The sequence below is a fragment of the Microbacterium sp. F51-2R genome, from assembly GCF_052180235.1.
Taxonomy (GTDB): domain Bacteria; phylum Actinomycetota; class Actinomycetes; order Actinomycetales; family Microbacteriaceae; genus Microbacterium.
In genome coordinates this window covers 3,162,271-3,188,851 of record NZ_CP197470.1, presented here as the reverse complement: position 1 = coordinate 3,188,851, position 26,581 = coordinate 3,162,271, and the positions used below count along the sequence as shown (strand labels likewise).

Sequence of the window (26,581 nt, the reverse complement as noted above, 5' to 3'; positions counted from 1 at the left end):
GCCGCGGCATCCGTCCGCTCCCGGCAGTCCTAGACGAGCGACTCGCGCCAGGCGGCGTGCAGCTGGGCGAACTTGCCCGTGCCGCCGATGAGGTTCTCGGGCGCGTCGTCCTCGATGATCCGGCCGTGCTCCATGACGAGGACGCGATCGGCGATCGCGACCGTCGAGAGCCGGTGCGCGATGATGATCGCCGTGCGGTCGGCCAGCAGCGTCTGCAGCGCGTCCTGGATGAGCCGCTCGCTCGGGATGTCGAGCGAGGCCGTCGCCTCGTCGAGGATCAGCACGGCGGGGTCGGCGAGGAAGGCGCGCGCGAACGAGATCAGCTGACGCTGCCCGGCCGAGACGCGCCCGCCGCGCTTGTTGACGTCGGTGCCGTAGCCGTCGGGCAGGTCTTCGATGAATTCGTCGGCGCCCACCGCTGCGGCTGCGGCCTTGATCTCGGCAAGCGTCGCGTCGGGCTTTCCGAGCGCGATGTTGTCGGCGACCGACCCGCTGAACAGGTACGCCTCCTGCGTGACCATGACGATCGCGCGGCGGAGGTCTTTCGGGTGCAGCGAGCGCAGGTCGATGCCGTCGAGCGTCACCCGGCCCTGAGTGGGGTCGTAGAACCGCGAGACGAGCTTGGCGAGCGTCGACTTGCCGGCACCCGTCGTGCCGACGAGCGCGATGGTCTGACCGGCGGGGATGTCGAGCGAGAAGTGCGGCAGGATGCTGCGGTCCTTCGTGTACCCGAAGGTCACGTCGTCGAAGCTCACATGGCCGCGCGCCGTCCACAGGTCGACCGGGTCGACCGGATCGGGCACCGTCGGCTCCTCCTCGAGCACGCCCGACACCTTCTCCAGCGCCGCCGTCGCAGACTGGTACGAGTTCAGGAAGAACGCGACCTCCTGCATCGGCGAGAAGAAGTTGCGGACGTACAGGACGGCCGCCAGGAGCACGCCGACCTCGAGCGCGCCCGTCGAGACCCGGAAGCCGCCCCACAGCACGACGAGCGCGAGCGAGAGGGCCGAGACGGCGATGAGGCCCGGCTCGAACGTGCCGAAGATGCGGATCGAGCGGAGGTTGACGTCGCGGTACTGGCTCGCGAGCTCGCCGAACTCGTCGTCGTTGCGCGGCTCCTTGCGGAAGGCCTTGACCGCGCGGATGCCGGTCATCGTCTCGACGAACTGCACGATGACCCTGGCGCTGACCACGCGCGACTGGCGGTAGGCCAGCTGCGAGCGCGTGTAGAACCAGCGCATGAGCAGGAGCATCGGGATGCCCATGACGAGGAGGATGACGCCCGACTGCCAGTCGAGGAGCAGGAGCGCGACGAGCGTGAACCCGCCGTACAGGAGGCCCGAGACCAGCTCGTTGAGACCGCCGTCGAGGAGCTCGCGGATCGAGTCGAGGTCGCTCGTCTGCCGCGAGATGATGCGGCCCGACGTGTACGACTCGTGGAACTCCAGGCTCAGCCGCTGCGTGTGCAGGAAGATGCGCTTGCGCAGCGCCAGCATGACCGCCTGCGTGAGGCGCGCGGCCACCACGACGTACCAGCCGATGAGGCCGGCACCGCCGAGCGCCGAGGCGAGGTAGACGGCGACGACCATGACCGTCGGCATCCAATCGGCCTCCTGCACGACCGCCGGCAGCGCCGTGTCGATGCCGTAGGCGATCAAGGCGGGGCCGAGCACGCGGAGGATCGTCGAGACGACGAGCACGGCTGCGGCGAGCACGAGCTGCCAGCGCAGCGGGCTCACGAGCGAGCCGAGCAGGCGCAGCGAGCGGCGCCGGATCTGCCGGCTCTCCTCGCGTGTGTAGTCCGAGCGGTCCTCCCCGCTCGTGCCGGTGACGGTCGCGCTGCTCACCGTGCCACCTCCGTCGCTTCCTGGGGCTGGAGGCCCCTCAGTCGGGCCTGCTCGATCTCGAGACTCGAGATCACGTATCGGTAGTGCTCGCTCGTGCGGAGGAGCTCGGAGTGCGCGCCGACCGCGGTGACACGACCCCGCTCGAGGAGCGCGACGCGATCGGCGAGCGCGACGGTCGAGGGCCGGTGCGCGACGACGAGCGCCGTCGTGTCGGCCAGGACGTGGCGCAGCGCCTCCTCGACGAGCGCCTCGGTGTCGACGTCGAGCGCCGACAGCGGATCGTCGAGCACGAGCACGGCGGGCTTGGCCGCGACGGCGCGTGCCAGCGCCAGCCGCTGGCGCTGGCCGCCCGACAGCGACATGCCCTCTTCGCCGATGACCGTGTCGACGCCCTCGGGGAGGTCGTAGACGAAGGATGCCTGGGCCACCGCGAGCGCTTCGGTCAAGGCGGCCTCGGCTTCGGGGCTCCCGGGCTCGAGGTCTTCGCGGCCGAGCAGCACGTTGTCGCGCACCGACGCCGAGAACAGCGTCGCGTCTTCGAAGGCCATGGAGATGTGGCGCCGGAGCTCGGCAAGCGTCAGGTCGCGCACGTCGACGCCGTCGAGCATCACGCGGCCGCCCGTCACGTCGTACAGGCGGGTCGGCAGCGTCGTGAGCGTCGTCTTGCCCGAACCGGTGAGCCCGACGAGGGCCATCGTCTCGCCCGGACGGAGGACGAGATCGATGCCGTCGAGCAGGTCGCGGCGGCCGGCCGGGGCATCCTGATACCGGAAGTGCACGTCGTCGAACACCAGTTCGCCGCGGGGCGCGGTGATCGAGACCGGCTTCTCGGGGTCGACGATCGTGTTCTGCTCGTCGAAGACCTCGAAGATGCGGTCGGTCGCCGTGCGCGCGTCGAGGAGGAACGAGAAGAGGAACCCGATCGACTCCATGGGCCACCGGAGCACGGTCGCCATGGCGAAGAACGCGAAGAGCTCCTGCACCTGCAGCTGGCCCGTCGCGTTGAGGATGATGCCGACCGCGAGGCACAGCGCGAACGCGATGTCGGGCAGCAGCACGAGCCAGAACCAGATGAGCCCGACGGCGCGCGCCTTGTCGAGCTCGGTCTCGCGCAGGGTCTCGGCCTGGCGCACGAACTTGCTGAGGGCGTGCTTGCCGCGGCCGAACGCCTTGAGCACGCGGATGCCGTGCACGCTCTCCTCGACGGCGGTCGCGAGGTCGCCGGCCTGATCCTGGCTCTGACGCGTCAGCGCGCCGTAGCGCTTCTCGAAGCGGTAGCCCGCGTACCACAGGGGCAGGGAGCACAGCAGGAAGGTCGCGCCGAGCGCCCAGTGCCAGCGGAACAGGATGATCGAGCCGACGAAGATCGTCAGCATGTTGACGAGAAGCATGATCAGGCCGAAGGCGACCCAGCGCCGGATGACGCTGAGGTCCTGCATCATGCGGCTGAGCAGCTGACCCGACTGCCACCGATCGTGGAACGCGACGGGAAGCCGCTGCAGCCGCTCGTAGAAGCCGGTGCGGAGGTCGAACTCGACCGACGTCGCCGGCGTCAGCACGAACCAGCGGCGCAGCCAGATGAGGCCGGCCTCGGCCAGCCCGAGGGCGAGCACGACGGCGCTCCCCCACAGGATCGGGGCGAGCTCGCCCGATGCGATGGGGCCGTTCTCGCCGACGAACGCCTCGAGCACGAGCGGGATCGCGAGCGCGACGAGGCTCGCCAGGAGCGCGCTGACGGCGCCCAGAATGAGCCGGGGCATGACGGGCTTCGCGAAGGGGATGAGTCTCGCGAGCGCTCGTGGAGTGGACAAGCGGGTGGAGGGGGCGGTGGAAGTCATGATCCTTGTGGGGTGACGGATGCCGCGACATCGCGACGGGACAGCGAAAGAGGGCGCACAGGCGCACGGCGGCCGGAGTGACCGACCTGTCGAAGAGGAACGCTCGCGGGCCTGCGGCTATGCCGGACCCGGGACACGGCTAGTGCTGCGTGACTCCGACGGGGCGGGCCTTGCCGATCCAGGTGCCGAGGATGAGGCGGAAGGCGACCGGCTGGCTAGCGGTGACGGCCTGAGACATGGCTTCCTCCTCGGATCGTGGGATGCCGCGCGACCGCGCGACAGCCCTCCAGCCTAAACCTGGGAGTCCGCTGAAAGCAAGGGTTTCTTCTCCGCTCCTGCGCAGGGCCCGGAATTCAGACGATCGTGGCGAGCGCGGGCTCTCCTGCTTCGCGGGCGAGGAGCGAGCGTTTCACGTCGAGACCCCACGCGAAGCCGCCGAGACTGCCGTCGGAGCGCAGGACGCGATGGCACGGCACGAAGAGGGCGGGGGCGTTGCGGGCGCAGATGGATGCCGCGGCACGCACCGCGCTCGGTTGGCCGAGCGTCGCCGCGAACTCCGTGTAGGTGAGGGGGACGCCGGGCGCGATCGCCCGCAGCGCCCGCCATCCGGCCAGCTGCATCTCGGTGCCGCCCTGCGCGACCTCGACCGACTCGATGGCCGAGATGTCGCCGTCGTAGTAGGCGCGGGCGGCGGCCGCGGCATCCGTCTCTCCGGCTGTCACGGCGGAAGGACGCAGTCGCGGGCTGATGCGGTCGATCGCCGCCTGCGGGTCGGCCGTCCAGCCGGAGGCGAGGACGCGGCCCCGCTCGTCGGCGACGATCGTGAAGGCGCCGTCGGGGGTGTCGATCGTCTGGATCGTGGCGGTGGTCATGAGTCCTCCGAGGTCGGGATGGGGGTGAGAACGTCGGTCTTCGTCGCGGCGCGACGCACGCGCGGTGACGCGGAGGAACGGGCGGGACGGGATGCCGCGGCCGCCGCCCACAGGTGCGCCATGAGGTAGCTGCGCCACGGCGCCGCCCGGCCGGCCCAGGAGACGAGCCCGTTCGGATCTGCCGGGATGCCCGCCGCGGCGGCCCCGGAGCGGGCGGCGACGTCGCCCGGGAGCAGGACGTCGGGGTCGCCCAGCACCCGCATGCGCACGTAGTCGGCCGTCCAGGGGCCGATACCGGGCATCGCGAGGAGCGCCGCCCGCTGGTCGGCCCCGTCATCGCCGGTCGTGAGGGTGAGGCTGCCGTCGGCGAGCGCCGCCGCCGCGCCGAGCAGCGCACGCGTGCGCGCGGCCGGACCGCGCAGCACCTCGTGCCCGCGCTCGGCGATCGCGGCCATGGTCGGGAAGAGGAGACCGTCGTCGCCGAAGCCGTCGACGCGTTCGCCGAGCGCGTGCGCGAGGGTGGTCAGCGCCGTGCGCGCCGCCGAGACCGTGATCTGCTGGCCGACCATCGCGCGCACGAGCATCTCGTGCGGGTCGACGGCGCCCGGGACGCGGATGCCGGGGAGGCCCGCGACGAGCGGCGCGAGCTCGCGGTGCTGCGCGAGGGCCTCGTCGACGGCGATGGGGTCGGCGTCGAGGTCGAACAGACGCCGGGCGCGGGCGACGACGGCGGGGAGGTCGCGCAGGGCTGTGAGCCGCGCGCGGAGCCGCACGTGGCCGGCGACGTCGAGGCGCAGCTCGAACCACGCCGGGCCGCCGTCGAGGCGGAGGGTGCGCGAGAACGACTGGTCGGTCGCGGTCTCCACGCCGGGGATCGCCCGCGCCGCCATCCACGCGAAGAGCCCTGCGGCGTCGAGCGGGCCGCGGTGGGGCAGCACGAGGTCGAGGGAGCCGGGAGCCTCGGGGACGGCGCTGACCGGCCCGACCGCGTGCGCGGAACGCCGGCGGCGCGCGCGGAGCTCGAGCGGCGGCATCCCGAAGACCTCGCGCACCGTCTCGTTGAACTGGCGGACGCTCGCGAACCCGGCCGAGAAGGCGACGTCGGCGGCGGGCAGGTCGGTGCCGACGAGGAGCATGCGGGCCGTGTGCGCGCGGTGCGCGCGGCTGAGGGCGAGCGGACCCGCGCCCAGCTCGGCGGTGAGCAGGCGCGTCAGGTGGCGCGGTGAGTAGCCGAGTCGGCGGGCGAGGCCCGGGACTCCGTCGCGCTCGACCACGCCGTCGGCGATGAGCCGCATGGCGCGAGCCGAGGTGTCGCCGCGCACATCCCATTCGGGCGAGCCGGGTGCCGCCTCGGGAAGGCAGCGCTTGCACGCGCGGTAGCCGGCCTCGTGGGCGGCGGCGCTCGTCGCGTAGAAGGTGACGTTCGACTCCTTCGGCGTGCGCGCGGGGCAGCTCGGCCGGCAGTAGATCCCCGTGGAGCGCACGGCGGTGACGAACTGCCCGTCGAACCGCGGGTCGCGCGAGCGGATCACGCTGTACCGCTCGTGGAAGGTCATGGCCGGGATGCTCACGTGTCCACTCTGACACGCCCCACCGACACCGGCTGGCGGAAATCGGACACCGCGGTCGCGGCATCCTGAACCCCATCGGTGAGGTGCACCACCGACCTCCGCTCGGCGGAGGTTCTCAGGGGAAGGGAGGGCGTTCCCGGCCGGAATCGCCCTCCCCTCCGGTGAGAACCTCCCCCGGACCACCCACCCCGCACACCGCGCCGAGACCCCGGCTCACCCACCCGGCACCCCGCGCCGAACAACCATGCGGGGCGCCCGGGTCAGGCCCCGGCGCCCCGCCCCGCCCCGCAGAGTCAGCCCTTCACGATGGCGAACCCGCCGACCGGCAGCACGATGGTGCGCGACCCGTCGAAATCGACGCTGCGGACGAGCGTGCCCTCCGCGTCGTAGATCGCGGCCGTCGCCGACCCGTCGTGGTCTCCCACGGCGATCGGCTGCGGGGACGCGGCCGACGAGTGGACGAGCTCGGTGCGTCCGCCGTCTCCCGTCAGCACGAGACGCGACACGACCGGGCGCACGAGGAGCGTGTCGATCGTGAGCGTCCCCTCGCGCACCGCGACGTCGAGCGACGAGCGGTCGCCGGCGACCCACGTCGACAGCTGCCGCGGCAGCAGCACTCCGGGCACGGGCGAGATGCCCTGCTCGAAGCCGCTCTCGGTCAGCGTCCCGATCGGACGGTGGTGCGAGGTCCAACGCGACGTGCTGGAGGCTCCCGGCATCGACCACACGACCGGCTCGACCCAGCGCGACGTGTCGTCGGTGCCGATGTCGAAAGTCGCGGTCTGGCCCGCCGCGAGGCGCAGGGCGCTCCCCGACCAGCTCGACTCGCCCGTCCAGGAGTCGGGCGTGAAGACCGTTCCGGTGGTCTGCGCCGACTCCGCCTCGACCAGGCGCAGGCCCGACCGGTCGGCCACCGTCGCCACGGAGCGAGCCCGGTCGGCGAGCGCGGGCCGGGCGTCGAGGGCGATCATCGTCAGCAGCCCGTGGATCGTGCTCTCGGCGCCGCTGTTGCGATTGACCGTGCCGTCGGCCTGCAGTCCGTCGTAGGTGACGCCCGTCGCGGGGTCGTACATGACGGCTCCCGACCGGTTGGCACCGAAGAACCACGCGGCCTGCATCGCGGCGAGATCGGCGAAGCCGTCGGACTTCGTGGCGTCGGCGACGGCGAGCAGCGACTGCACGCGCGAATCCGCGCCGTACGCGATCTGCACGCGATCGGTCGGGCTCGGGAACCAGCCGTTGTCAGGACCGCCCGCCGTCAGCAGCGTCGGCGTGAAGACGGCGGCATCGCGGACGGCAGGGGCTGCCAGCGACGCATCGCCGAGGGCGACGGATGCCTCGGCCAGCGCGGCCGGCATCTGCGACGACCACGCGTGCCACATGCTGCGCGACTGCGCCCACGGCAGGATCGCGCCGTACGGCCACGACCTCACGTCGCCCGCCGACATCGCGGCGATGCCCTCGGCGAGCTTGCGGAGGGCATCGATCGCAGCCGCATCGGAAGGCTCCGCCTCGACGCGCGCGGCGAGTCCGAGAGCAGCCTCGGCCGAGGCATCCGCTCCATCGACGATGAGCCATGCCGGCACGCGCATGCCGTCCGACGTCGTCCACTGCCCGTACTTGGAGAGCACCTGACGATCGAGCGCCTGGACGGCCAGGCCCAGCCGGTCTTCGAGGAAGGCGGCGAAGTCCGGCGACTCATCCGCGAACGCCGCGTAGCCCTCGCCGAGCGCCCAGATCGTGCGCGCCAGCCAGTAGCTCGGGCCGGAATCGGACGGATCGGGAAGCTCGGCAGGCTCCGCGGAAGGCGTGAGCGTGCCGTCGGCCTGCATCCACAGCACGACATTGCCCGCGTCAGGGCCCTCGGTCGTCTGAAGGTAGGCGATCGAGCGGAGCAGCTCGTACGCCTTGTCGCGGCTCGAGTCCTCCCCCGTCAGCTGCCAGTGCCGGAGGTAGACGACAGCCGCGCGCGCGATGTCGTCGGCGTTGTACGCGCCCTGACGCCAGTAGCCCGTCGCGGGGTCGAGCCCGCCTCCCCCGACGCGCTCGAACGCGCCGCCCGGGCGGGCGTCGGCATACGTCCACGGCATCGTGAGCGTGGGCTCCTCGGCGAGCCGGTACGTCGTGTGCCCCTCGACGCCCGACGGAGGCGTGGCCTGATCGAGCAGGAAGTCGAGATGCGCGAGATTGGTGAGCGGTGCGACGTCGAGCGTCGCGGTCGGCCGTTCGGAGACGGGGACGGATGCCGAGGCCGGCGGCGCCGTGAGCGCCACCGTCAACGCGATCGCAGCACCTGCGACCCACGCACCTCGCCGTGCGGAGATGTCCATCGGTTCTTCCTTTCTCATGCGCCGGGCGAGCGGCGCTCACTGTGTCAGGGGCGGTCGTCGCCCGTGCGCTCCAGGAGCGCGACGCCGATCTTCGAATCGGCCATTCCGTAGAAGACGAACAGGCGGCCCTCGATCTCCTCGATCGCGGTGGGGAAGACGACGTTCGGCACGATGCCGCTGCGCTCCTCCTCCGTCTCGGCCTTCAGCAGCGGCTCGGGCGTGCGGGCGAGCACACGGCCGGGGTCCGCGGCATCCAGGATCATGGCGCCTGCCGAGTAGTTGACGTTCTGCTGCTGCGAGAACGCACTGTCGATGACGCCCGTCACCCCGTGGTGCAGGATGAGCCAGCCCTCGGGGATGCGGCGAGGAGGAGGACCGCCGCCGATCTTGACCTCCTCGAAGTCGTACCGGGGGCCCGCGACGAACCGGTGCTGCTCCCACAGCACGAGATTGCCGATGTCGGCGCGGACGGCTTCGAGCGGGACGTAGCTGATCCAGATCGACTGCCGCGGGTCGTCGATCCCCGCGGGCAGCTGCACGCCCTGCCCGGGCTTCGTCTCGCCCAGGTCCCACATCGGCCGGTGCAGCACCGCGAGGCACTCGGTGCCGTCCGGCGCGGTGACCGGCTCGGGGAAGAACACCGTGTCCTTGTTGTGAAACAGGTTGAGATCGGTGTCGAGCGCGTCCTCGTAGCGGAACAGGGCCGGCCCGAGGCGGATCCACTCCCGCAGATCGGTCGAGACCGCCACGGCCGTGCGCGGACCGAGCGGTCCGTACGCGACATAGGTCATGACGTGCAGCCCGAGCGCGGCGATGAAGGTCGTGCGGGGGTCCTCCACGCCGGCGTTGCCGATGCCGCGCTCCCACCCGCGATCGGGCTCGAGGACGACGCCCTCGCGCTCGACCGAGACCGGCACGCCGTCCTCGACGACGACGCGTGCGAGGCCGACGCGGGAGACGTTGCCGGTCGCGACGAGCCGTGGCAGCAGGTAGAGCTCGCCGTCGGGGCCGCGGCCCGAGGCCGGATTGAGCACCCCCTCGGCCTCGTTGGGCTCGCCCGGCTCGGGCGTCATGACGACGCCCACGCGCGTGAGGCGGTAGGGGACGGTGGAATCTTGCATGGTCATCCTTTCACTCCCGATCCGAGCTCGTTCGAGGTGAACCAGCGCTGGAACAGGATGAACAGCAGCACAGCCGGCACCGCGAGCACGACGGCTCCGGCGAGCATCGCTCCGAACGGGTTGGCGGTGGAGGCCGCGATGTTGGAGATGAAGTTGGCGAGCGAGACGGCCAGGGGCTGCATCGATGCCTCCTTCGTGATGAGGAACGGCCAGAGGAACTCGTTCCACGGACCGATGAAGGTGAGCAGCACGACGGTGAGCAGCGCCGGCCGCACCAGCGGCAGGGCGACGTTCCACAGGAGCCGCAGCTCCCCCGCGCCGTCGATGCGGGCGGCGTCGAACAGCTCGCGCGGGAGCTGCAGGAAGTACTGCCGGAAGATGACGACGGCCGTCGAGTTGATGAAGAACGGCAGGATCATCCCCAGGTAGTTGTCGGACAGGCCGTAATCCCTCGCGATCATCACGTACAGCGGGATCATGAGCAGCTGGAACGGCACGACCTGCACCAGGAGCGCGAGCGCGAAGATCGCGCCTCGCCCCCGCCAGTGCAGCACCGCGAGCGCGTACCCCGCGAGGAGTCCGAAGACGACGGTGCCGAGGATCACGCCGATCGTGAAGATCCCCGAGTTGGCCAGGCCCGTGAGCAGGTTGATCCGCTCGTTGATCGCGACGTAGTTGTCGACGCTGATGTTCGCGGGGTTCGGGAATGCTCCCGCCACCGTCGGGTCGGGGTCGGTCTGCAGCGATCCGATCACCATGTAATAGAAGGGGAAGAGAAAGGCCACGGCGCCGAGCGAGAGCACGACGTAGAGTGCGACCCTGCTTCCGAGAGCGCGTTTCACGACTCCTCACCTCCCACGAGCTTGCGCTGGATGAGGGCGAGGATGAGAACGAGGATGATGAGCACGACGCCGATGGCGGCCGCGACATCCGGGTTCCCCTGCTGGATGCCCTTCTGGTAGATGAGGAGCACGGGCGTCGCCGATGCCCCGTTCGGGCCGCCGCCGCCGGTCAGCAGGTACGGCTCGGTGAAGAGGTTCGCCCCCGTGATCGTCGACAGGAGGACGACGAGCAGGGTCGCCGGCCGCACTCCGGGAACTGTGACGCTGAAGAACTGCCGCAGCCGGCCTCCGCCGTCCATCGAGACGGACTCGTAGAGCTCCTTCGGAATGTTCTGCAGCGCCGCGAGGTACAGCAGGATGTAGAAGCCCATCCCCTTCCACGTCACGAAGAACGCGATGGTGGGCATCGCGAGCGCCGAGTTGACCAGCCACGACGGCTGCGGGGCCAGCGGCCCCAGCACCTGATTGACGAGGCCGTTGTGGGAGAAGAGGAAGATCCACACCGCCACGACGGCGACGGATGCTGTCACGTAGGGCACGTAGTAGCTGACGCGGAAGAACGTCTTGGCGTGGACCACCCGATCAAGCGCCGTGGCGAGCACGATGGAGATGACCACCGTGAGCGGCACGTTGATGATCAGGAAGACCCCGACGTTGTAGAACGACTGCCACACCTTGGGGTCGGTGAGGACCAGGGCGTAGTTCTCGAAGCCGACGAAGGGTCGATCGACCTGCGCACCCGGAGCGGCGAAGAAGTAGTCGTGGAACGACATCCACACCGCGAAGATGATCGGATAGGCGAAGACGATCGAGACGAAGATCACGTATGGAGCCGAGAAGAGCATGCCGATCGGATGCTCGCCGAGGAACCGGCGCCTGCGTCTTCCCGTACGTCCCTGTTCTGCGGGCGGCCCCGGCCGGGCGGGGAGGTTCTTCCCCGCACGGCCGTCCGGACCCGCCACTGTGGCGGTCATGTCAGCTGCCTGAAGCCAGCGAGTCGATCTTGGCGGCGGCATCCTTGAGGAACTTCGAGGTGTCCTCCTCGCCGAAGATCACGGACTTCGAGTAGCCGTCACGGAACGCCTGCCAGATCTGCACCGAATTCGGCACGTTCGGAACCTCGACCGTGCGCGACGCCTGGTCGCCGAACTGCGTGTAGGCCGGGTTCGCCGAGAAGTAGTCCGGGTAGGTGTCGGTGAGGTTCTGGCGCAGCGGCATCTGGCCGGTCGCCTCGAGCCACTTGCCGTCCTGCTCCTCGCTGGTGGCGAACTTCAAGACGTCCCACGCCGTGCCCTTGTTCTTGCAGGCGGTGAACATGCCGACGTTCTTCGCGTCGCTGAAGGTCCACGTGTCGGCGGGGTCGGTGCCCTTCGCGGTCGGAACCGGCACGGCGCCCCAGTCGATGCCCTTGTAGACCGAGATGGCCCACGGCCCGACGATCGCCATGGCGGAGTATCCGTCGGCGAAGGCATCACCCTGGTACTGCTCGCGGCCTGCGAGCTTCTCGTCGTAGAGCGTGCGCCAGAAGTCGGCGACGGCCTTGCCGTCCGCGCTGTCGAAGGTCGCCTTCCCGTCCTCGACCAGCTGCGTGCCGCCCGTCTGCGCCGCGTACAGCGGATAGAAGTCGAACCACGACTGGAAGAACTCGCTCGTGGGGGCCGGGTTGATCGCGTACTGGGCGACGCCCGACTTCGAGATGGTGCGCGCCGTGTCGAGGAACTCGTCGTAGGTCGAGAGCTTGGGGTTCTCGGGGTCGAGGCCCGCCTGCTGGAAGAGCGCCTTGTTGTAGAAGATCATCACGGGGTTGCTCTTCCATGGGAACTGATAGAAGTCGCCGTCCGCCGAGCGATACTGGTCGGCGATCTTGCCGCTGCGCTCGGTGATGTACGACTCGCCGTCCTTGAACTTCGACAGGTCGACGAGGCCGCCCTGCTTCTCGAACCCGGGCACTGCCGCCGGCGAGGTGTTGAAGACGAGGCACGGCGCGTTGCCGGCCGTGATGGCGGCTCCGATGACCTCCTCGCTCGACTTGCCCGCGGGGATCTCCTGCGCCTTGATCTTCTCCTTGGGGTGGTCGGCGTTCCACGCCTCGACCATCTGCTTGCCCCAGCTGATCTCGGCCTCGTTGTTCGAGTACCAGATCGTGATGTCGCCGTGGCTGTCCATCCCTTGACCGGCGTTGCCCCCACCACCCGCGCAGGCGCTCAGGGTGAGGGCCCCCGCGGCGACCGCCGCGAGAGTCAGTATGCGTCGTCGCATTGTCGTACTCCTTGTTCTCGGCGGCTCAGCCGCTCTGATCGTTCGGCGCGGGTCCGGTGGAGTCGCGCATGGCGAGGGTCGATGCGGGGAGGTCGAGGCGCACAGGCTCCGCGCCGCCGATGGCGTCGAGGAGCGTGCGCGCCGTGACCTTGCCCCAGGCACGGGCGTCGGTCGTGACGCTCGTGAGTGCAGGGTGCAGGTATCTGCCGAGTTCGGTGTCGTCGAAGCCTGTGATCGACAGGTCGCGCGGCACCGCGATGCCGCGCCGCTGTGCGACCCCGAGGCCGGCGACGGCCATGTGGTCGTTCGAGTAGACGATGGCGGTGGGCGCATCGGCGCTCGAGAGGATCGCCTCCGTGGCCGCCGCGCCCTGGGCCGCGCTGAAGTCGGTCTCGACGCTGCGTCCGTCGACGCCCGCCGCCGAGGCCGCCGCATGGAAGGCCTGCCGGCGGCGGCGCGAGTGCAGCATGGCATCGGGGCCCGCGATGTGCGTGAGGCGGCGATGACCGAGATCGACGAGGTGCTTCACGGCGGCGTGGATGCCCGCCCCGTCGTCGACCGAGACGGACGACAGGGGGCTCTCGACGTCGGGCACGCCGAGTGTCACGGCGGAGAGCCCGAGTTCGCGGACGAGGGCGACGCGTTCGTCGCGCGCACGGAGGTCGGTGAGCACGACTCCGTCGACGCGCCTGTCGGCGGCGAGCCGGCGATACGTCGCCTCCTCCTGCCGCCCGGGAGTGGCGACGGCGAGCACGAGCACCTGGCCGGAGACGGCGAACTCGTCCTCCAGGCCCGCGATGAACGAGTGGAAGAAGGGGTCGGCCGCGATGACGTCGGCGCTGCGCCCGATCACGAGGCCGCAGGCGAACGAGCGACCCGTGCTGAGCGACCGGGCCTGGAGGCTCGGCGTCCAGCCGAGCTCGCGCGCCGCCTCGAGGATGCGCGAACGCGTCTCGGAGGCGACGCCAGGGCGATCGTTGAGGGCGAACGAGACGAGTCCCTTGCTCACGCCCGCACGACGCGCGACATCCGCGATCGTCGGCGGCGTCTGAGGCATCGATCACTCCCTCGTGCGGTCCGCCCCTCTCAGGACGGTCTCATTCCGTACTAAACCGGTTCAGCCGAGGGGCGCCCAGCCACTTGCGCGGTCTCTCGGACAGGGGTATAAGCGCGCGCGCGGGGCGCGGCATCCGTCGACGAACAACCCGGCGGGGGATCCGGGTATCCGCGTGGGGGCGCGTCAGTGCGCCGTCGGGCGGTGCGGGCGCTCGTCAGTCACCGCGAGCGACCTCGGCGCCGAAGCCCCGACGTCAGTGACCGCGGCGGCGGCGCAGGCGTCCGACCGCGCGCAGCGGACGCGTGACGCGCCAGCTCGTGCTCGTGTGCACGGCGCGGAGCTTGTCGCTGAGCGCACGCTCGGCCGCCGCGAGCCGATCGATCTCGGCGCTGAGGTTCGCGACAGTGTCGTGGAGCGACGCGACCTCGGCGGGCATCGCCTCGAGCCTCCCCTGCCGGGCGACGACCTCGCCCAGCCGGACGTAGTCGGCGCGGATGCGCTCGGCGGTCTCCTCGTCGGCGGCGAAGAGCGCGCGCAGCCGTTCGTCGCGCACGTCGCCGACGCCCAGCACTCCCAGGCCGTGGCCGTGCTCGAACGTGAAGGTCGGATGCTCCATGCGCAGCTCGTCCCACAGCCGCCACACGCCGAACCCCTCCTGGTGCTCGGCGATGTCGTGGAAGAGGATCACTCCGCCGCCTCGCACCGTGGAGCGCCAGGCCGTGTAGTCGGCGCGGACGTCGTCGTAGCCGTGACGTCCGTCGATGTGGAGGAGGTCGACGGATGCCTCGGCGAACTGCGGCCGCAGATCCTCGAAGTAGCCGCGGACCATCCGCACCGAGCCGGCGTAGTCCTGGTCGACGACGGCCCGCACGGCGTCGTAGACCTCGTCGCCGTAGAAGCCGGCGTGGTCGTCGCCCTCCCAGCTGTCGCACGCGGCGATCGTCGTGCCGAGCCCAAGCCGCTGCGCGGCCTCGGCGAAGACGAAGCACGAGAACCCGAGGTGGGTGCCGAGCTCCGTGATCGACGACGGTCTCAAGACGTCGATGAGCCAGAACGCGAACGGCGCGTGCGTGAGCCACGCCGACGTCACGACGTGCTCGGGCTGCCAGTACGACGCGGGGCTGAGCCAGAAAGCCTGCTCGACCGCTCGATGCTCAAGGGGTGTTACGGATTCGGGCGCCGCCACCTTGCCTCCTCGCTCGGTCCCGCCAGCATAGGGGCGACCGAGTGAAGGCGCACATCGCGGGGTCCGGACCGCGCGCACATCGCGGGGTCAGTGGAAGAAGTGGCGCTCCCCCGTGAAGAACATCGTGACGCCGGCCTGCCGGGCCGCCTCGATGACCTCGTCGTCGCGCACCGAGCCGCCGGGCTGCACGATCGCCGTGATGCCCGCGTCGAGGAGCACCTGCGGTCCGTCGGCGAAGGGGAAGAAGGCATCCGATGCCGCGACCGATCCGGCCGCGCGGTCACCGGCGCGCTCGACGGCGAGGCGGCACGAGTCGACGCGGTTGACCTGGCCCATGCCGATGCCGACCGTCGCGGAGTTCTTCGCCAGCACGATCGCGTTCGACTTGACGGCGCGGCACGACTTCCACGCGAAGATGAGGTTCTCCATGTCCTCGTCGGCCGGGCGCTCGCCCGAGACGAGCTGCCAGTCCTTCGCGACGACGTCGATCTCGTCGGGGAAGCGGTCGGCGTCCTGCAGGAGGAGGCCGCCCGAGACGAGGCGCACGTCCATCGGCTCCTGGCGCCAGTCGGCGGGCAGCTGGAGGATCCGGAGGTTCTTCTTGAGCTTGAAGACCTCGAGCGCCTCGGGCTCGAAGTCGGGCGCGACGATCACCTCGGTGAAGATGTCGCGGAGGTTCTCGGCCATCTTGAGCGTGATCGTGCGGTTGGCGGCGATCACGCCGCCGAAGGCCGAGACGGGGTCGCACTCGTGCGCGCGCAGGTGGGCGCTCGCGATGGGGTCGAGCGCGTTGGGCGCCGCGACCGCGATGCCGCAGGGGTTGGCGTGCTTGATGATCGCGACGGCGGGCTTGACCATGTCGAACGCCGCTCGCAGCGCCGCGTCGGCGTCGACGTAGTTGTTGTACGACATCTCCTTGCCCTGCAGCTGGGTGGCCTGGGCGATGCCGTGACCCCCGACGCGCGTGTAGATCGCGGCGCGCTGGTGCGAGTTCTCGCCGTAGCGCAGCGTGGCGAGGCGCTCCGCCTTGATGGTCAGGTGCTGCGGGAGGTCGTCGGACTCGCTGAGCGTCCCTTCGGCGAACCAGGTCGCGACGGCGCGGTCGTACTGCGCGGTGTGGGCGAAGGCGCGCGCCGCGAGCTCCTTGCGCTGCGCGAGCGAGGTGCCGCCCGAGCCGAGGGCGTCGATGATCGCGGGATAGGACTCCGGCGAGACGACGATGGCGACGTTCGCGTAGTTCTTCGCCGACGCGCGCACCATCGCAGGGCCGCCGATGTCGATCTGCTCGACGACGTCGTCGCCCTGCGCACCCGAGGCGACGGTCTCGACGAACGGGTAGAGGTTGACCACGACGAGCTGGAACGGGTCGATGTTCAGGTCGGCGAGCTGCCGCTCGTGGTCTTCGAGGCGGAGGTCGGCGAGAAGGCCCGCGTGCACGCTCGGGTGCAGCGTCTTCACGCGCCCGTCGAGCGACTCGGGGAAGCCCGTGACCGACGCGACATCGACCACGGGGATGCCGGCGTCGCGGAGCATCGAGGCTGAGCCGCCCGTCGAGACGATCTCGACGCCCGCGCCCTGCAGCGCCTCGGCGAGGCGGAGGAGGTCGGTCTTGTCGCTCACCGAGATGAGGGCACGGCGGATCGGGACGACGTCGCGGTCGCGGTAGAGGGACGGGTCGTGGCTGGGGCCGGCCATGAAGGCTCCTCGTGTCGGGGGGTGTACAGGAATGGCGAGGCGGTGGGCGCTGCGGCGTCCGCCGGGTCAGGAAGAAGGGGAGACGGAGGCCGCGGCCGCCGCCAGGTCGAGTTCGCCGGCCGCGATGCGGCGCACGACGTCGATCAGGAGCCGGCGCTCGACGGGCTTGATGCGGTCGTGGAGGCTGTGCTCGTCGTCGCCCGGCAGGATGGGGACGCGCTCCTGCGCCACGATGGGACCGGTGTCGACGCCGTCGTCGACGACGATGACGCTCGCACCGGTCTGCACGGCGCCCGCGGCGATCGCGTCGCGTACGGCGTGCGCGCCGGGGAACTCCGGCAAGTAGGCGGGGTGGGTGTTGATGATCCGCGGCGACCACGCCTCGACGACGGCGGGCGGCAGGAGGCGCATGAGCCCGCTCAGCACGATCAGGTCGGGCCGCCACACCTCCAGCTGCGCCGCGAGCTCGGCGCCCCAGTCCTCGCGCGAGTCGTACTCGCGCCACGGGACCAGGAAGGTCGGGATGCCGTACTCCTCCGCGTGCGCGAAGCCCTCCGCCTCGCGGTCGGCGCCGACCACGATGATGCGGGCGGGATAGTCGGCGTCTGCCGCGGCATCCAGCAGCGCCCGCAGATTCGATCCCGTACCCGAGATGAGAACGGCGACCGTGAGCACGCGCCTAGTCTACCGACGGCCGCTCGGGCGGCGTGTCGGATGACGACGGCAGCGGCACGGGCGCCGTGATCGCCTCGGGTTCGGCGACCGGTGGGGCCGGTGCAAGGTCGTCGGTGTGCCGCGCCGGCGCCTCGTCTTCGCGGTCGATCCCGCTCGTCCAGATGGTTTCGCGGGGTCCGCCGGTCTCGCTCGGCGCGGTCGTCCAGCCGGCCCAGCCGGTCTCGGCGCGGGGGCCGGACCCGGCGGCCCGGTGCGCCTCACGGGTCTCGCCCGCCCTCCGGCGGCTCGCGAGGAGCAGGATTCCGGCGCCCACGAGCACCTCGACGCCCACGGCGAGAGCGACCGGGCCGGCCGACGGCCCGACCTCCGCGAGGCGGCCGGGCCCGGCTGAGCCGCTCGCGAAGGCCGACAGGAGCGCCGCGACGCCCGCGGCGATTCCTGCGATGGCGACCGTCACCACGAGCCTCGGAAGGAACGGCTCGTGGCCCGAGGCGACGGGCCGCGGCGGCTCGACGGGCTCCACGATCTCGGCGGACGGTTCGAAGTCGGGCTGACGGGCCTTCGCGAGGAGGCTCTCGAGCGTCGAGCGGCGCGGGTCGTCGCCCGGTGACAGCACGACGAGTTCGTCGGCCGAGGCATCCGTCGTCATCCGGCGCGGCGCGCGCGTGGCGGGGAGGAATCCGGCGGCGTCGAGGAGTCGGGACCGCGCGACCCACCCCGCGAGCGCGCCGATCGCGACGGGGAGGAGCGCGAGCAGCAGGAGCCACGAGGACGTGGACTCGGGTACGGCCCCGAGGATCGGCACGCCCGGCACGACGCCGACCTGCGTTCCCGAGGGCGAGACGGCCGAGCCCTCGCCCAGGCTGAAGCCGGGACCGGCGACGAAGGCGCTCCCCCACACGACGAGGGTCGGGAGATAGGCGAACTGTCCGAGGGTCACGGCGATCGCGCCCAGGAGGTCGACGTTGCCCGCCTCGTACAGCGCGACGATGTCGCCGGCGCGCGCCGTCAGGGCGATCGCGACGACCAGCGCACCGACCCCGATGAGCCCGACGACGGCGATCGCCGAGGCGCGGGCCGAGACGCCGATGACCTCGCCCCAGCCGCCGTGCCACGCCTCGGCGCGGTCGCGCAGCCGCGCGATGAGCCCGTGCGGCGCTTCGCGCCACTCCGTGACGAGGGCGCCGAGCAGCGCCGGGACGGCGTAGATCAGCGTCGGGAAGGCGATCCCCTGCCAGAGCTCGGCCTGCGCCAGCGGGTTCTCGGAGGTGAGGGCGATGAGCGTCGCGAGGATGCCCACGACCAGGGTCCCGGTGACGACGCCGATGGCCCAGGCATCCGCCCTCGACGCCCGGGATCCCGAGCGCGCTGCGAAGATCCCCGTGAACGTCGCGAAGGCGAGCGGGGCGAGCGAGAGGGTGAAGGATGCCGCTCCGAGGTCGATCCCCGTGGCGGCGAGGTAGTCGCCGGGAAGCGTGATGCCGAGGGGCACGAGGTGGCCGAGCTGCCACACGACGGCGCTCGCGGGCCACAGCGCGCCCCAGTCGGCGGTGTCGCCGAGACCGAAGACCCACACGAGCGTGAGGGGTGCGAGGATCGCCGCGATGCCCACGGCGACCGCGATGGCGGCGTCGAAGGCTGCAAGGAAGGCGACGATCAGGCGGTGCATGCCTTGACGACCCTACCCACCGCTGCGGAGCGCTCCGAACGGGCGCGCCCTGTGCCGCGCACGTCGCCTTCATCGTCGCGCTCATCGTCGAGCGAGCGGATCGCGGCCCGTTGCGCGCGCGTCGCGGCTCTCGCGTGCGCGAGGGGCGGCATGACGGGATAACGTCGATTCCGGAAATCCAGGAGGCAGCTTTGACCACTACGCCCACGCCGGAGACCGACGTCGCCGAACCCCGCGGACGCGTCGATCGATTCTTCGAGATCACCCGGCGCGGCTCGACGCCCGGCGCCGAGGTGCGCGGCGGACTCGTGACGTTCGTGACGATGGCCTACATCGTCATCCTGAACCCGATCATCCTGTCGGGGAGCGCCGATGTCGCGGGCAACAGCCTGGGCTTCTCGCAGGTCGCCGCCGTCACGGCGCTGACCGCCGGTGTCATGACGATCCTCTTCGGGCTCGTCTCGCGCCTGCCGTTCGCGTTCGCCGCCGGTCTCGGGATCAACTCGTTCCTCGCGGTGAGCGTCGTGGGAGAGCTGACATGGCCCGAGGCGATGGGGCTCGTGGTGATCAACGGTCTCATCATCGTGCTCCTCGCCGCGACGGGCCTCCGGCGCCTCATCTTCAACGCCGTGCCCGTGGCCCTCAAGACCGCGATCACGGTCGGCATCGGCCTGTTCATCGCCTTCATCGGCTTCGTCGATGCAGGGTTCGTCACCTCGACGGGCGTCGGCTCTCCCCCCGTCGGGCTCGGCGTCGGCGGATCGATAGCGACGGTACCGACGCTCCTGTTCGTCGTGACGCTGCTCCTGTGCGCCGTGCTCATGGCGCTGCGGGTGAAGGGCGCGCTCCTCATCGGCCTCGTGGCCGGCACGATCCTCGCGATCGTCGCCGAGGCGATCTGGCACTTCGGGCCCGCGGTCGGAGCAGACGGCACCGTCACGGTCGGCGGCTGGGGGCTTTCGGTCCCGGCGCTTCCGACGAACCTCGTGAGCCTCCCCGACCTGAGCCTCGTCGGGCAGGTCGACCTCTTCGGCGCGTTCGCGCGCATCGGCGCCCCCGCCGCGATCGGCCTCGTCTTCACGCTGGTCTTCACGAACTTCTTCGATGCGATGGGCACGATGACGGGCCTGTCGCGGGAGGCGGGGCTCGCCGACGCGCGGGGCGACTTCCCGCGTCTGCGCTCGGCGCTCATCGTCGAGGGCGTCGGCGCGGTCGCCGGCGGCTTCACCTCGTCGTCGTCGAACACGGTCTTCATCGAGTCGGCGTCGGGCATCGGCGAAGGGGCCCGTACGGGCCTTGCCAACCTCGTGACGGGCGCGCTCTTCCTCGCGGCGATGTTCTTCACGCCGCTGACGAGCGTCGTGCCGTCGGAGGTCGCCGCGGCCGCGCTGGTCATCGTGGGTGCGCTCATGATGTCGCAGATCCGCCACGTCGACCTCAGCGACCTCACGGTGCTCGTGCCGGTGTTCCTCACGGTCACGGTCATGCCGTTCACCTACTCGATCGCGAACGGCATCGGCGCGGGTTTCATCTCCTGGGTCGTGATCCGCTCGATCACCGGCAAGGCCAAGGAGATCAGCCCTCTGCTGTGGATCGTCGCGGCGGGCTTCGTCCTGTACTTCGCACGCGGCCCGATCGCCGTCGCCTTCGGCGGCTGACGGCTCCGGGCAGGCGGCCAGGCCGCCGAAGCGTCGACTTCGGCGGCCTGCTGCGCCGCGCAGGACGGCGCCGAAGCGTCGCGGTCCAGGCGGGCTGAGCAGGGCCCGCCGAAGCGGAGCGCCGACGTATGCGGAAAAGGGAATGCACCCCCTCGCGGAGCGAGAGGGTGCATTCCGGGCCGCCGCGACGGGCGGCCGAAGGGTTGCTGCTAGAGCGACTCGACGATCGCGCGCATGAGCGCAGCGGTCTCGGACGGGGTCTTCCCGACCTTGACGCCGGCGGCCTCGAGGGCCTCCTTCTTCGCCTGCGCGGTGCCCGCCGAACCCGACACGATCGCGCCGGCGTGGCCCATGGTCTTGCCCTCGGGCGCGGTGAAGCCGGCGACGTAGCCGACGACGGGCTTGGTCACGTTGGCCTTGATGAAGTCGGCCGCACGCTCCTCGGCGTCGCCGCCGATCTCGCCGATCATGACGATCGCCTTGGTCTCGGGGTCGGCCTCGAACGCGGCGAGCGCGTCGATGTGCGTCGTGCCGATGATGGGGTCGCCGCCGATGCCGATCGCGGTGGAGAAGCCCAGGTCGCGCAGCTCGTACATCATCTGGTACGTGAGGGTGCCCGACTTCGAGACGAGCCCGATCGGCCCCTTGCCCGTGATGTTCGCGGGGGTGATCCCGACGAGCGCCTCATCGGGCGTGATGATGCCGGGGCAGTTCGGCCCGATGATGCGGGTCTTGTTGCCCTTGGACTGCGCGTAGGCCCACGCCTCGGCCGTGTCGCCGACGGGCACGCCCTCGGTGATGACGACGAGCAGCGGGATCTCGGCGTCGATGGCCTCGATCATCGCGGCCTTCGTGAAGGCGGCGGGGACGAAGGCGATCGACACGTCGGCGCCCGTCTTCTCCATCGCCTCGGCGACCGTCCCGAAGACGGGCAGCTCGACGTCGGCGCCGTCCTTGTCGTGGTGGAGCACCGTCGTGCCGGCCTTGCGCGCGTTGACGCCGCCGACGACCTGGGTGCCGGCCTTCAGCATGAGCGCGGTGTGCTTCGTGCCCTCGCCGCCGGTGATGCCCTGGACGATGACCTTGGAGTCCTTGTTGAGGAAGATCGACATTTCTCTTCAGTTCCTTCTTCGAGTCCGGGGCTCAGGCGTTGGCGAGCGCGGCGGCCTTGTCGGCGCCCTCGTCCATCGTGGCGGCGAGAGTGACGAGCGGGTGATTGGCCTCCTGGAGGATCCGGCGGCCCTCCTCGACCCGGTTGCCGTCGATGCGGACGACGAGAGGCTTCGTGGCGGACGAGCCGAGCTCGGCGAGCGCGCCGACGATGCCCTTGGCGACGGCGTCGCACGCGGTGATGCCGCCGAAGACGTTGACGAAGACCGACTTGACCTGCGGGTCGCCGAGGATGACGTCCAGGCCCGCCGCCATGACCTCGGCGGACGCACCGCCGCCGATGTCGAGGAAGTTGGCGGGCTTCACGCCGCCGTGGTTCTCGCCGGCGTACGCGACGACGTCGAGCGTCGACATGACCAGGCCCGCGCCGTTGCCGATGATGCCGACCTCGCCGTCGAGCTTGACGTAGTTGAGGTCGTTCTCCTTGGCCTTCGCCTCGAGCGGGTCGGCCGCGGCCTTGTCCTCGAGGAGGGCGTGGCCGGCGTGACGGAAGGCGGCGTTCTCGTCGAGCGACACCTTGCCGTCGAGGGCGATGATCTCGCCGTCCTCCGACTGGATGAGCGGGTTCACCTCGACGAGGGTCGCGTCCTCGTTCTTGTACACCTGGAAGAGCTTGACGAAGACGTCGGCGACCTTCGGCGCGAGCTCGTCGTCGAAGTTCGCGGCCTTGGCGATCTCGAGCGCCTTGGCGTGGTCGATGCCCGTCAGGGGGTTCACCTCGACGCGCGCGAGCGCCTCGGGCTTCTCCACTGCGAGCTGCTCGATCTCCATCCCGCCCTCGACGCTGGCGAGCGAGAGGTAGGAGCGGTTGGCGCGGTCGAGCAGCACCGAGAAGTAGAACTCCTTGGCGATGCGTGCACCGCCCGCGATCATGACGCGCTTGACGACGTGGCCCTTGATGTCGAGGCCGAGGATGGCCTTGGCCGCCTCGTACGCCTCGTCGGGGTTCTTGGCGACCTTGACGCCGCCGGCCTTTCCGCGGCCGCCGGTCTTCACCTGCGCCTTCACGACGACGACTCCGCCGAGCTTCTCCGCGGCCGCCTTCGCCTCCTCAGGGGTGTCGGCGATGATGCCCGGCAGGACCGGCACCTCGTACTTCTCGAACAGATCGCGTGCCTGGTACTCGTACAGATCCACAGTGCAGTCCTTCGCTGGGGGCGAATGTGGGGGAAACGGCCGAAAGATCTCTCGATATCAAGAGATCGACCAATCCCCCAGCCTACTACCGCCCACAGACCGGCCCGTTCGCATACTCTCGCGGGAACCGGCCGCCATTAGGCTCGGCGCATGAGCGACACCGCCCCGGCCACCGCCTCGGCCCCCGCCCCGCGCCACGCCGTCGTGGCCGCAGCCCTCGATCTGTTCGCTCGCCAGGGCTTCGAGGCGACTTCGGTCGAGCAGATCGCCCAGGCGGCCGGAATCTCGCGGTCCACGTTCTTCCGTCAGTTCGGTGGCAAGGACGACGTCGTCTTCGCCGATCACGAGCTGCTCCTCGACGGCCTGCGCGCGTATCTCTCGGAGCCGCACGACAATCCCTGGGCGGCCGTGTGCGAGGCATCCCTCTGGGTGTTCAAGCAGTTCACCGCAGACCCCGACCTCGCCCGCCGGCGCTATGCCGTCGTGCGTGGCGTGCCGGCCCTGCGCGAGCGCGAGATCGTCACGGTCTTCCGGTACGAGCGCCTCTTCGACGAGTACCTCCGCGAATCGCTCCCCGGTCTCGACCCGCTCGACGCCGTCGGCTTCGCCGCCCTCGTCACGGCGGTGCACAACCACGTGCTGCGCCAGCTGCTGCGCGGCACCAAGCGCGTGCCGGCGTCCGTGCTGCGCCGGGCTCTCGATGAGGTCATGCGCCGCTACGGGGTGCTGCCCGAGGCGACGGATGCCGAGGCCGACGATCTCGTCGTCGCGGTCTTCCCCCGGGCCATGCCCACCGCCGAGGTCGCGCGGCGCCTGGGCCGGCAGCTCGGTTCGAACTAGTCGGCGCGACCATCGCCCACTGCGGCTGATCCCTCCCCTGCGGACACCCCCGCGCGAGTACGTTCGGCCCATGAGCACTGTCGAGACCTCACAGGCCGCACCCTGGTTCGTGCAGGACGGCGACGCCGTCGTCGCGTCGTTGCGCACCGATCGAGAGCGGGGGCTGACCCAGGCGGAGGCGGCCAAGCGCCTCGCCGATCACGGTCCGAACTCCATCGCCGCCGAACCTGCGCCCTCCCTCTGGCAGGTCGCTCTGCGTCAGCTCGCCGACCCCATGAACGTCATGCTCGTGGTCGTCGCGGTCATCAGCCTCCTCATCAACCAGGTGAGCGTCGGCATCCTCGTCGGAGCCCTCGTCATCCTGAACGTCGTCCTCGGCACGCGCCAGGAGATGAAGGCCAAGGCCTCGGTCGACGCGCTCGCCAAGATGCAGATCCCGCAGGCGAAGGTCATCCGCGACGGGACCCTCGCTCAGATCGCCGCGACCGACCTCGTGCCGGGAGACATCGTCACGCTCGAGGCCGGTGACATCGTGCCGGCCGACGGCCGCATCCTGCGCTCCGCGACCCTCGAGACCCAGGAGGCGGCCCTCACGGGCGAGAGCGCGCCGATCCCGAAGGATGCCGCGTCCCTCACCGACCCCGAGACGACGCTCGGCGACCGCGCCGACATGGTCTTCCAGAACACGCAGGTCACGCGCGGCACCGCGATGATCGTCGTGACCGAGACGGGCATGGACACCCAGATGGGCCGCATCGCGACGATGCTGTCGGCCGTCAAGCCCGCCAAGTCACCGCTGCAGCGCGAGCTCGACTCCCTCACCGGCGTCCTCGGGTGGATCGCCTGGGGCGCGGTCGCCGTCATCGTGATCACCGGGCTCCTGCGCGGCCAGCCGATCGCGTCGGTCATCCTCCTCGGCATCTCGATGGCGATCTCGGCCATCCCGACCGGTATGCCCTCGTTCGTGCAGGCCATGCTCTCGTACGGTTCGCGTCAGCTCGCCGAGCACAACGCCGTCGTGAAGAACCTGACCGACGTCGAGACGCTGGGGGCCACGAGCGCCATCAACTCCGACAAGACCGGCACGCTCACGATGAACGAGATGACGGTCGAGTCGCTCTACCTCGCCGGCGAGTGGTTCACGGTCGCGGGCAACGGCTACGAGAAGACGGGCGAGATCCGCGGGGCGGCCGGCAGGCCGAACCCCGACTTCACGCCCCTCGCGCTCGCCCTCACCCTCTGCAGCGATGCAACGGTGTCGGACGACGGCGTCGTCGTGGGCGACCCCACCGAGGCGGCGCTGGTCGTGCTCGCGGCGAAGATGGGCGCCGACGCCACGCTCACCCGCGCGCAGTACCCGCGCGCGGCCGAGGTCCCCTTCGACTCCGAGTACAAGTTCATGGCGACGTTCCACCAGATCCCGGGGGACGGCGGGACGCGGCTCATCGGGCTCGTGAAGGGCGGTCCGGATGTCGTGCTCGACCGCTGCGCGTCGGTCCTGACCCCCGACGGGCCGGCGCCGATCGCCGACCGACGCCAGGCGATCCTCGATGCCAACCGCAGCCTCTCCGAGCAGGGCCTGCGTGTGCTCGCCTTCGCGTTCCGCCGCTTCGAAGCGGGTGCCGCGGCTCCTGCCGACCCCATGGCGGAGGTTGAGGACCTCACCCTCGCGGGCCTCGTCGGCATCATCGACCCGCTGCGACCCTCGTCGAAGGAGGCCGTGCGCATCGCACGCGAGGCCGGCATCGAGGTCCGCATGATCACGGGCGACCACGCCATCACTGCGGCGGCGATCGGCTCGAAGCTGGGCCTCGGAACCGGAGCCGCGAGCGGTGCGGACATCCAGGCGATGAGCGACGAGGAGCTCAAGGCCAAGCTCCCCGACCTCCACGTCTTCGGCCGCGTGACGCCGGAAGACAAGCTGCGCCTCGCGCGACTCATGCAGGAGGGCGGCGCGGTCGTCGCGATGACCGGCGACGCCGTCAACGACGCCGCCGCTCTCAAGCAGGCCGACATCGGGGTCGCGATGGGCTCGGGCAGCGAGGTGACGAAGCAGGCCGGCAAGATGATCCTCGTCGACGACAACTTCGGCACACTCGTCACCGCGGTGCGCCTCGGTCGCGCGATCTACGACAAGATCGTCAGCTACGTCCGCTACCAGATGTCGCAGCTGTTCTCCCTCGTGCTGCTCTTCCTCGTGGCGAGCCTCTTCGACATCAACGACGGCGTCCCGCTGCAGCCGATCATGATCCTGTTCCTGAACTTCTTCGTCTCGATCTTCCCGGTCATCGTGATCCTCCTCGATCCGGTGCCCGACGGCATCATGCAGAAGCCGCCACGCGACCCGAAGAAGACGATCGCCAACCGCGGAGCCGTCGTCCTGTGGTTCGTCTACGGCGGGCTGCTGTTCCTCATGACCCTCGTCCCGCTCCTCCTCTACCCCGACCTGCTGAGCCCCACCGAATCGAACGTCCCGGTCACGATGACCTTCGTGGTCGCGGCCTTCGGCGCGGTCCTCGGCGGCCTCGCGATGCGGCGCGATCCCGAGGCCGGTCTCAACGCCCCGATCCTCGCGGCGATCAAGTGGCTGTCGATCCCGCTCGCGCTGACGGTCGCCGCGGTCGAGCTCCCGTTCCTGCAGAACCTCCTCCTCACGACGTCGCTGTCGGGTGACCAGTGGCTCATCGCGATCGGCCTCGCGCTCGTCGTGCCGCTTTTCGTCGAGGTGGAGAAGTGGATCCGCCGCCGCCGCATCGCCAAGCGCGCGGGCGCACGTCAGCACTGAGCTCACGGAGCACGCGGGGCGCGCGGCAT

19 protein-coding genes are annotated in these 26,581 nt (G+C 70.6%); 3 read left to right on the top strand and 16 right to left on the bottom strand.

What is annotated here, in order from left to right:
• Window positions 1–29 precede the first annotated feature (29 nt).
• From ACSBPH_RS13965 to ACSBPH_RS13900, 14 genes are all read right to left on the bottom strand, one after another.
• Window positions 30–1,847, bottom strand: a complete 1,818-nt coding sequence (locus ACSBPH_RS13965) for an ABC transporter ATP-binding protein (RefSeq protein ID WP_442574920.1) — start codon at window positions 1,845–1,847, stop codon at window positions 30–32.
• Window positions 1,844–3,685: an ABC transporter ATP-binding protein gene (locus tag ACSBPH_RS13960; RefSeq protein ID WP_442574919.1), complete on the bottom strand. Its 1,842-nt coding sequence runs from the start codon at window positions 3,683–3,685 to the stop codon at window positions 1,844–1,846. The genes ACSBPH_RS13965 and ACSBPH_RS13960 overlap by 4 nt, the downstream gene beginning before the upstream one ends.
• 353 nt (window positions 3,686–4,038) lie before the next feature.
• Complete coding sequence (locus ACSBPH_RS13955; protein ID WP_442574918.1) at window positions 4,039–4,557, bottom strand: methylated-DNA--[protein]-cysteine S-methyltransferase; 519 nt, start codon at window positions 4,555–4,557, stop codon at window positions 4,039–4,041.
• On the bottom strand, window positions 4,554–6,113 hold the full coding sequence (locus ACSBPH_RS13950) for an AlkA N-terminal domain-containing protein (RefSeq protein ID WP_442577313.1): 1,560 nt from the start codon (window positions 6,111–6,113) through the stop codon (window positions 4,554–4,556). Before ACSBPH_RS13950 ends, ACSBPH_RS13955 begins: the two co-directional genes overlap by 4 nt.
• A 308-nt stretch (window positions 6,114–6,421) precedes the next feature.
• Entirely contained in the window at window positions 6,422–8,458 is a 2,037-nt protein-coding gene (locus ACSBPH_RS13945; RefSeq protein WP_442574917.1) for a hypothetical protein, read from the bottom strand.
• A 44-nt stretch (window positions 8,459–8,502) separates the two neighbouring features.
• Window positions 8,503–9,579 (bottom strand): glycoside hydrolase family 130 protein, encoded by a 1,077-nt coding sequence (locus ACSBPH_RS13940; RefSeq protein ID WP_442574916.1) that lies wholly within the window; start codon window positions 9,577–9,579, stop codon window positions 8,503–8,505.
• A 2-nt stretch (window positions 9,580–9,581) separates the two neighbouring features.
• Window positions 9,582–10,421, bottom strand: coding sequence for a carbohydrate ABC transporter permease (locus ACSBPH_RS13935; RefSeq protein ID WP_442574915.1), 840 nt, complete (start codon window positions 10,419–10,421; stop codon window positions 9,582–9,584).
• Window positions 10,418–11,395: a carbohydrate ABC transporter permease gene (locus ACSBPH_RS13930; RefSeq protein WP_442574914.1), complete on the bottom strand. Its 978-nt coding sequence runs from the start codon at window positions 11,393–11,395 to the stop codon at window positions 10,418–10,420. The genes ACSBPH_RS13935 and ACSBPH_RS13930 overlap by 4 nt, the downstream gene beginning before the upstream one ends.
• A 1-nt stretch (window position 11,396) precedes the next feature.
• Window positions 11,397–12,680: an extracellular solute-binding protein gene (locus tag ACSBPH_RS13925; protein ID WP_442574913.1), complete on the bottom strand. Its 1,284-nt coding sequence runs from the start codon at window positions 12,678–12,680 to the stop codon at window positions 11,397–11,399.
• Window positions 12,681–12,705: 25 nt separating this feature from the next.
• Window positions 12,706–13,737 (bottom strand): LacI family DNA-binding transcriptional regulator, encoded by a 1,032-nt coding sequence (locus ACSBPH_RS13920; RefSeq protein ID WP_442574912.1) that lies wholly within the window; start codon window positions 13,735–13,737, stop codon window positions 12,706–12,708.
• Window positions 13,738–13,990: 253 nt separating this feature from the next.
• Window positions 13,991–14,923 (bottom strand): class I SAM-dependent methyltransferase, encoded by a 933-nt coding sequence (locus tag ACSBPH_RS13915; RefSeq protein WP_442574911.1) that lies wholly within the window; start codon window positions 14,921–14,923, stop codon window positions 13,991–13,993.
• An 87-nt stretch (window positions 14,924–15,010) separates the two neighbouring features.
• Window positions 15,011–16,618, bottom strand: a complete 1,608-nt coding sequence (purH, locus tag ACSBPH_RS13910; protein ID WP_442574910.1) for a bifunctional phosphoribosylaminoimidazolecarboxamide formyltransferase/IMP cyclohydrolase — start codon at window positions 16,616–16,618, stop codon at window positions 15,011–15,013.
• 66 nt (window positions 16,619–16,684) lie between these two features.
• The gene (gene purN / locus ACSBPH_RS13905; protein WP_442574909.1) at window positions 16,685–17,293 is read right to left on the bottom strand and encodes a phosphoribosylglycinamide formyltransferase; all 609 of its coding nucleotides are present in this window, start codon (window positions 17,291–17,293) and stop codon (window positions 16,685–16,687) included.
• A gap of 4 nt (window positions 17,294–17,297) precedes the next feature.
• On the bottom strand, window positions 17,298–18,962 hold the full coding sequence (locus ACSBPH_RS13900) for a cell division protein PerM (protein ID WP_442574908.1): 1,665 nt from the start codon (window positions 18,960–18,962) through the stop codon (window positions 17,298–17,300).
• A 191-nt stretch (window positions 18,963–19,153) separates the two neighbouring features.
• On the opposite strand from ACSBPH_RS13900, the gene ACSBPH_RS13895 reads away from it, so the two are divergent.
• Window positions 19,154–20,620, top strand: coding sequence for an NCS2 family permease (locus ACSBPH_RS13895; RefSeq protein ID WP_442574907.1), 1,467 nt, complete (start codon window positions 19,154–19,156; stop codon window positions 20,618–20,620).
• A 209-nt stretch (window positions 20,621–20,829) separates the two neighbouring features.
• Here the strand turns inward: ACSBPH_RS13895 and sucD are convergent, their stop codons facing one another.
• Window positions 20,830–21,732 (bottom strand): succinate--CoA ligase subunit alpha, encoded by a 903-nt coding sequence (sucD, locus tag ACSBPH_RS13890; RefSeq protein ID WP_442574906.1) that lies wholly within the window; start codon window positions 21,730–21,732, stop codon window positions 20,830–20,832.
• Between the two features lie 31 nt (window positions 21,733–21,763).
• On the bottom strand, window positions 21,764–22,927 hold the full coding sequence (gene sucC, locus ACSBPH_RS13885; protein ID WP_442574905.1) for an ADP-forming succinate--CoA ligase subunit beta: 1,164 nt from the start codon (window positions 22,925–22,927) through the stop codon (window positions 21,764–21,766).
• Window positions 22,928–23,077: 150 nt separating this feature from the next.
• Between sucC and ACSBPH_RS13880 the strand changes: the two genes are divergently transcribed.
• Window positions 23,078–23,767 (top strand): TetR/AcrR family transcriptional regulator, encoded by a 690-nt coding sequence (locus tag ACSBPH_RS13880; protein WP_442574904.1) that lies wholly within the window; start codon window positions 23,078–23,080, stop codon window positions 23,765–23,767.
• Between the two features lie 70 nt (window positions 23,768–23,837).
• Window positions 23,838–26,552, top strand: a complete 2,715-nt coding sequence (locus ACSBPH_RS13875) for a cation-translocating P-type ATPase (RefSeq protein ID WP_442574903.1) — start codon at window positions 23,838–23,840, stop codon at window positions 26,550–26,552.
• Window positions 26,553–26,581 lie beyond the last annotated feature (29 nt).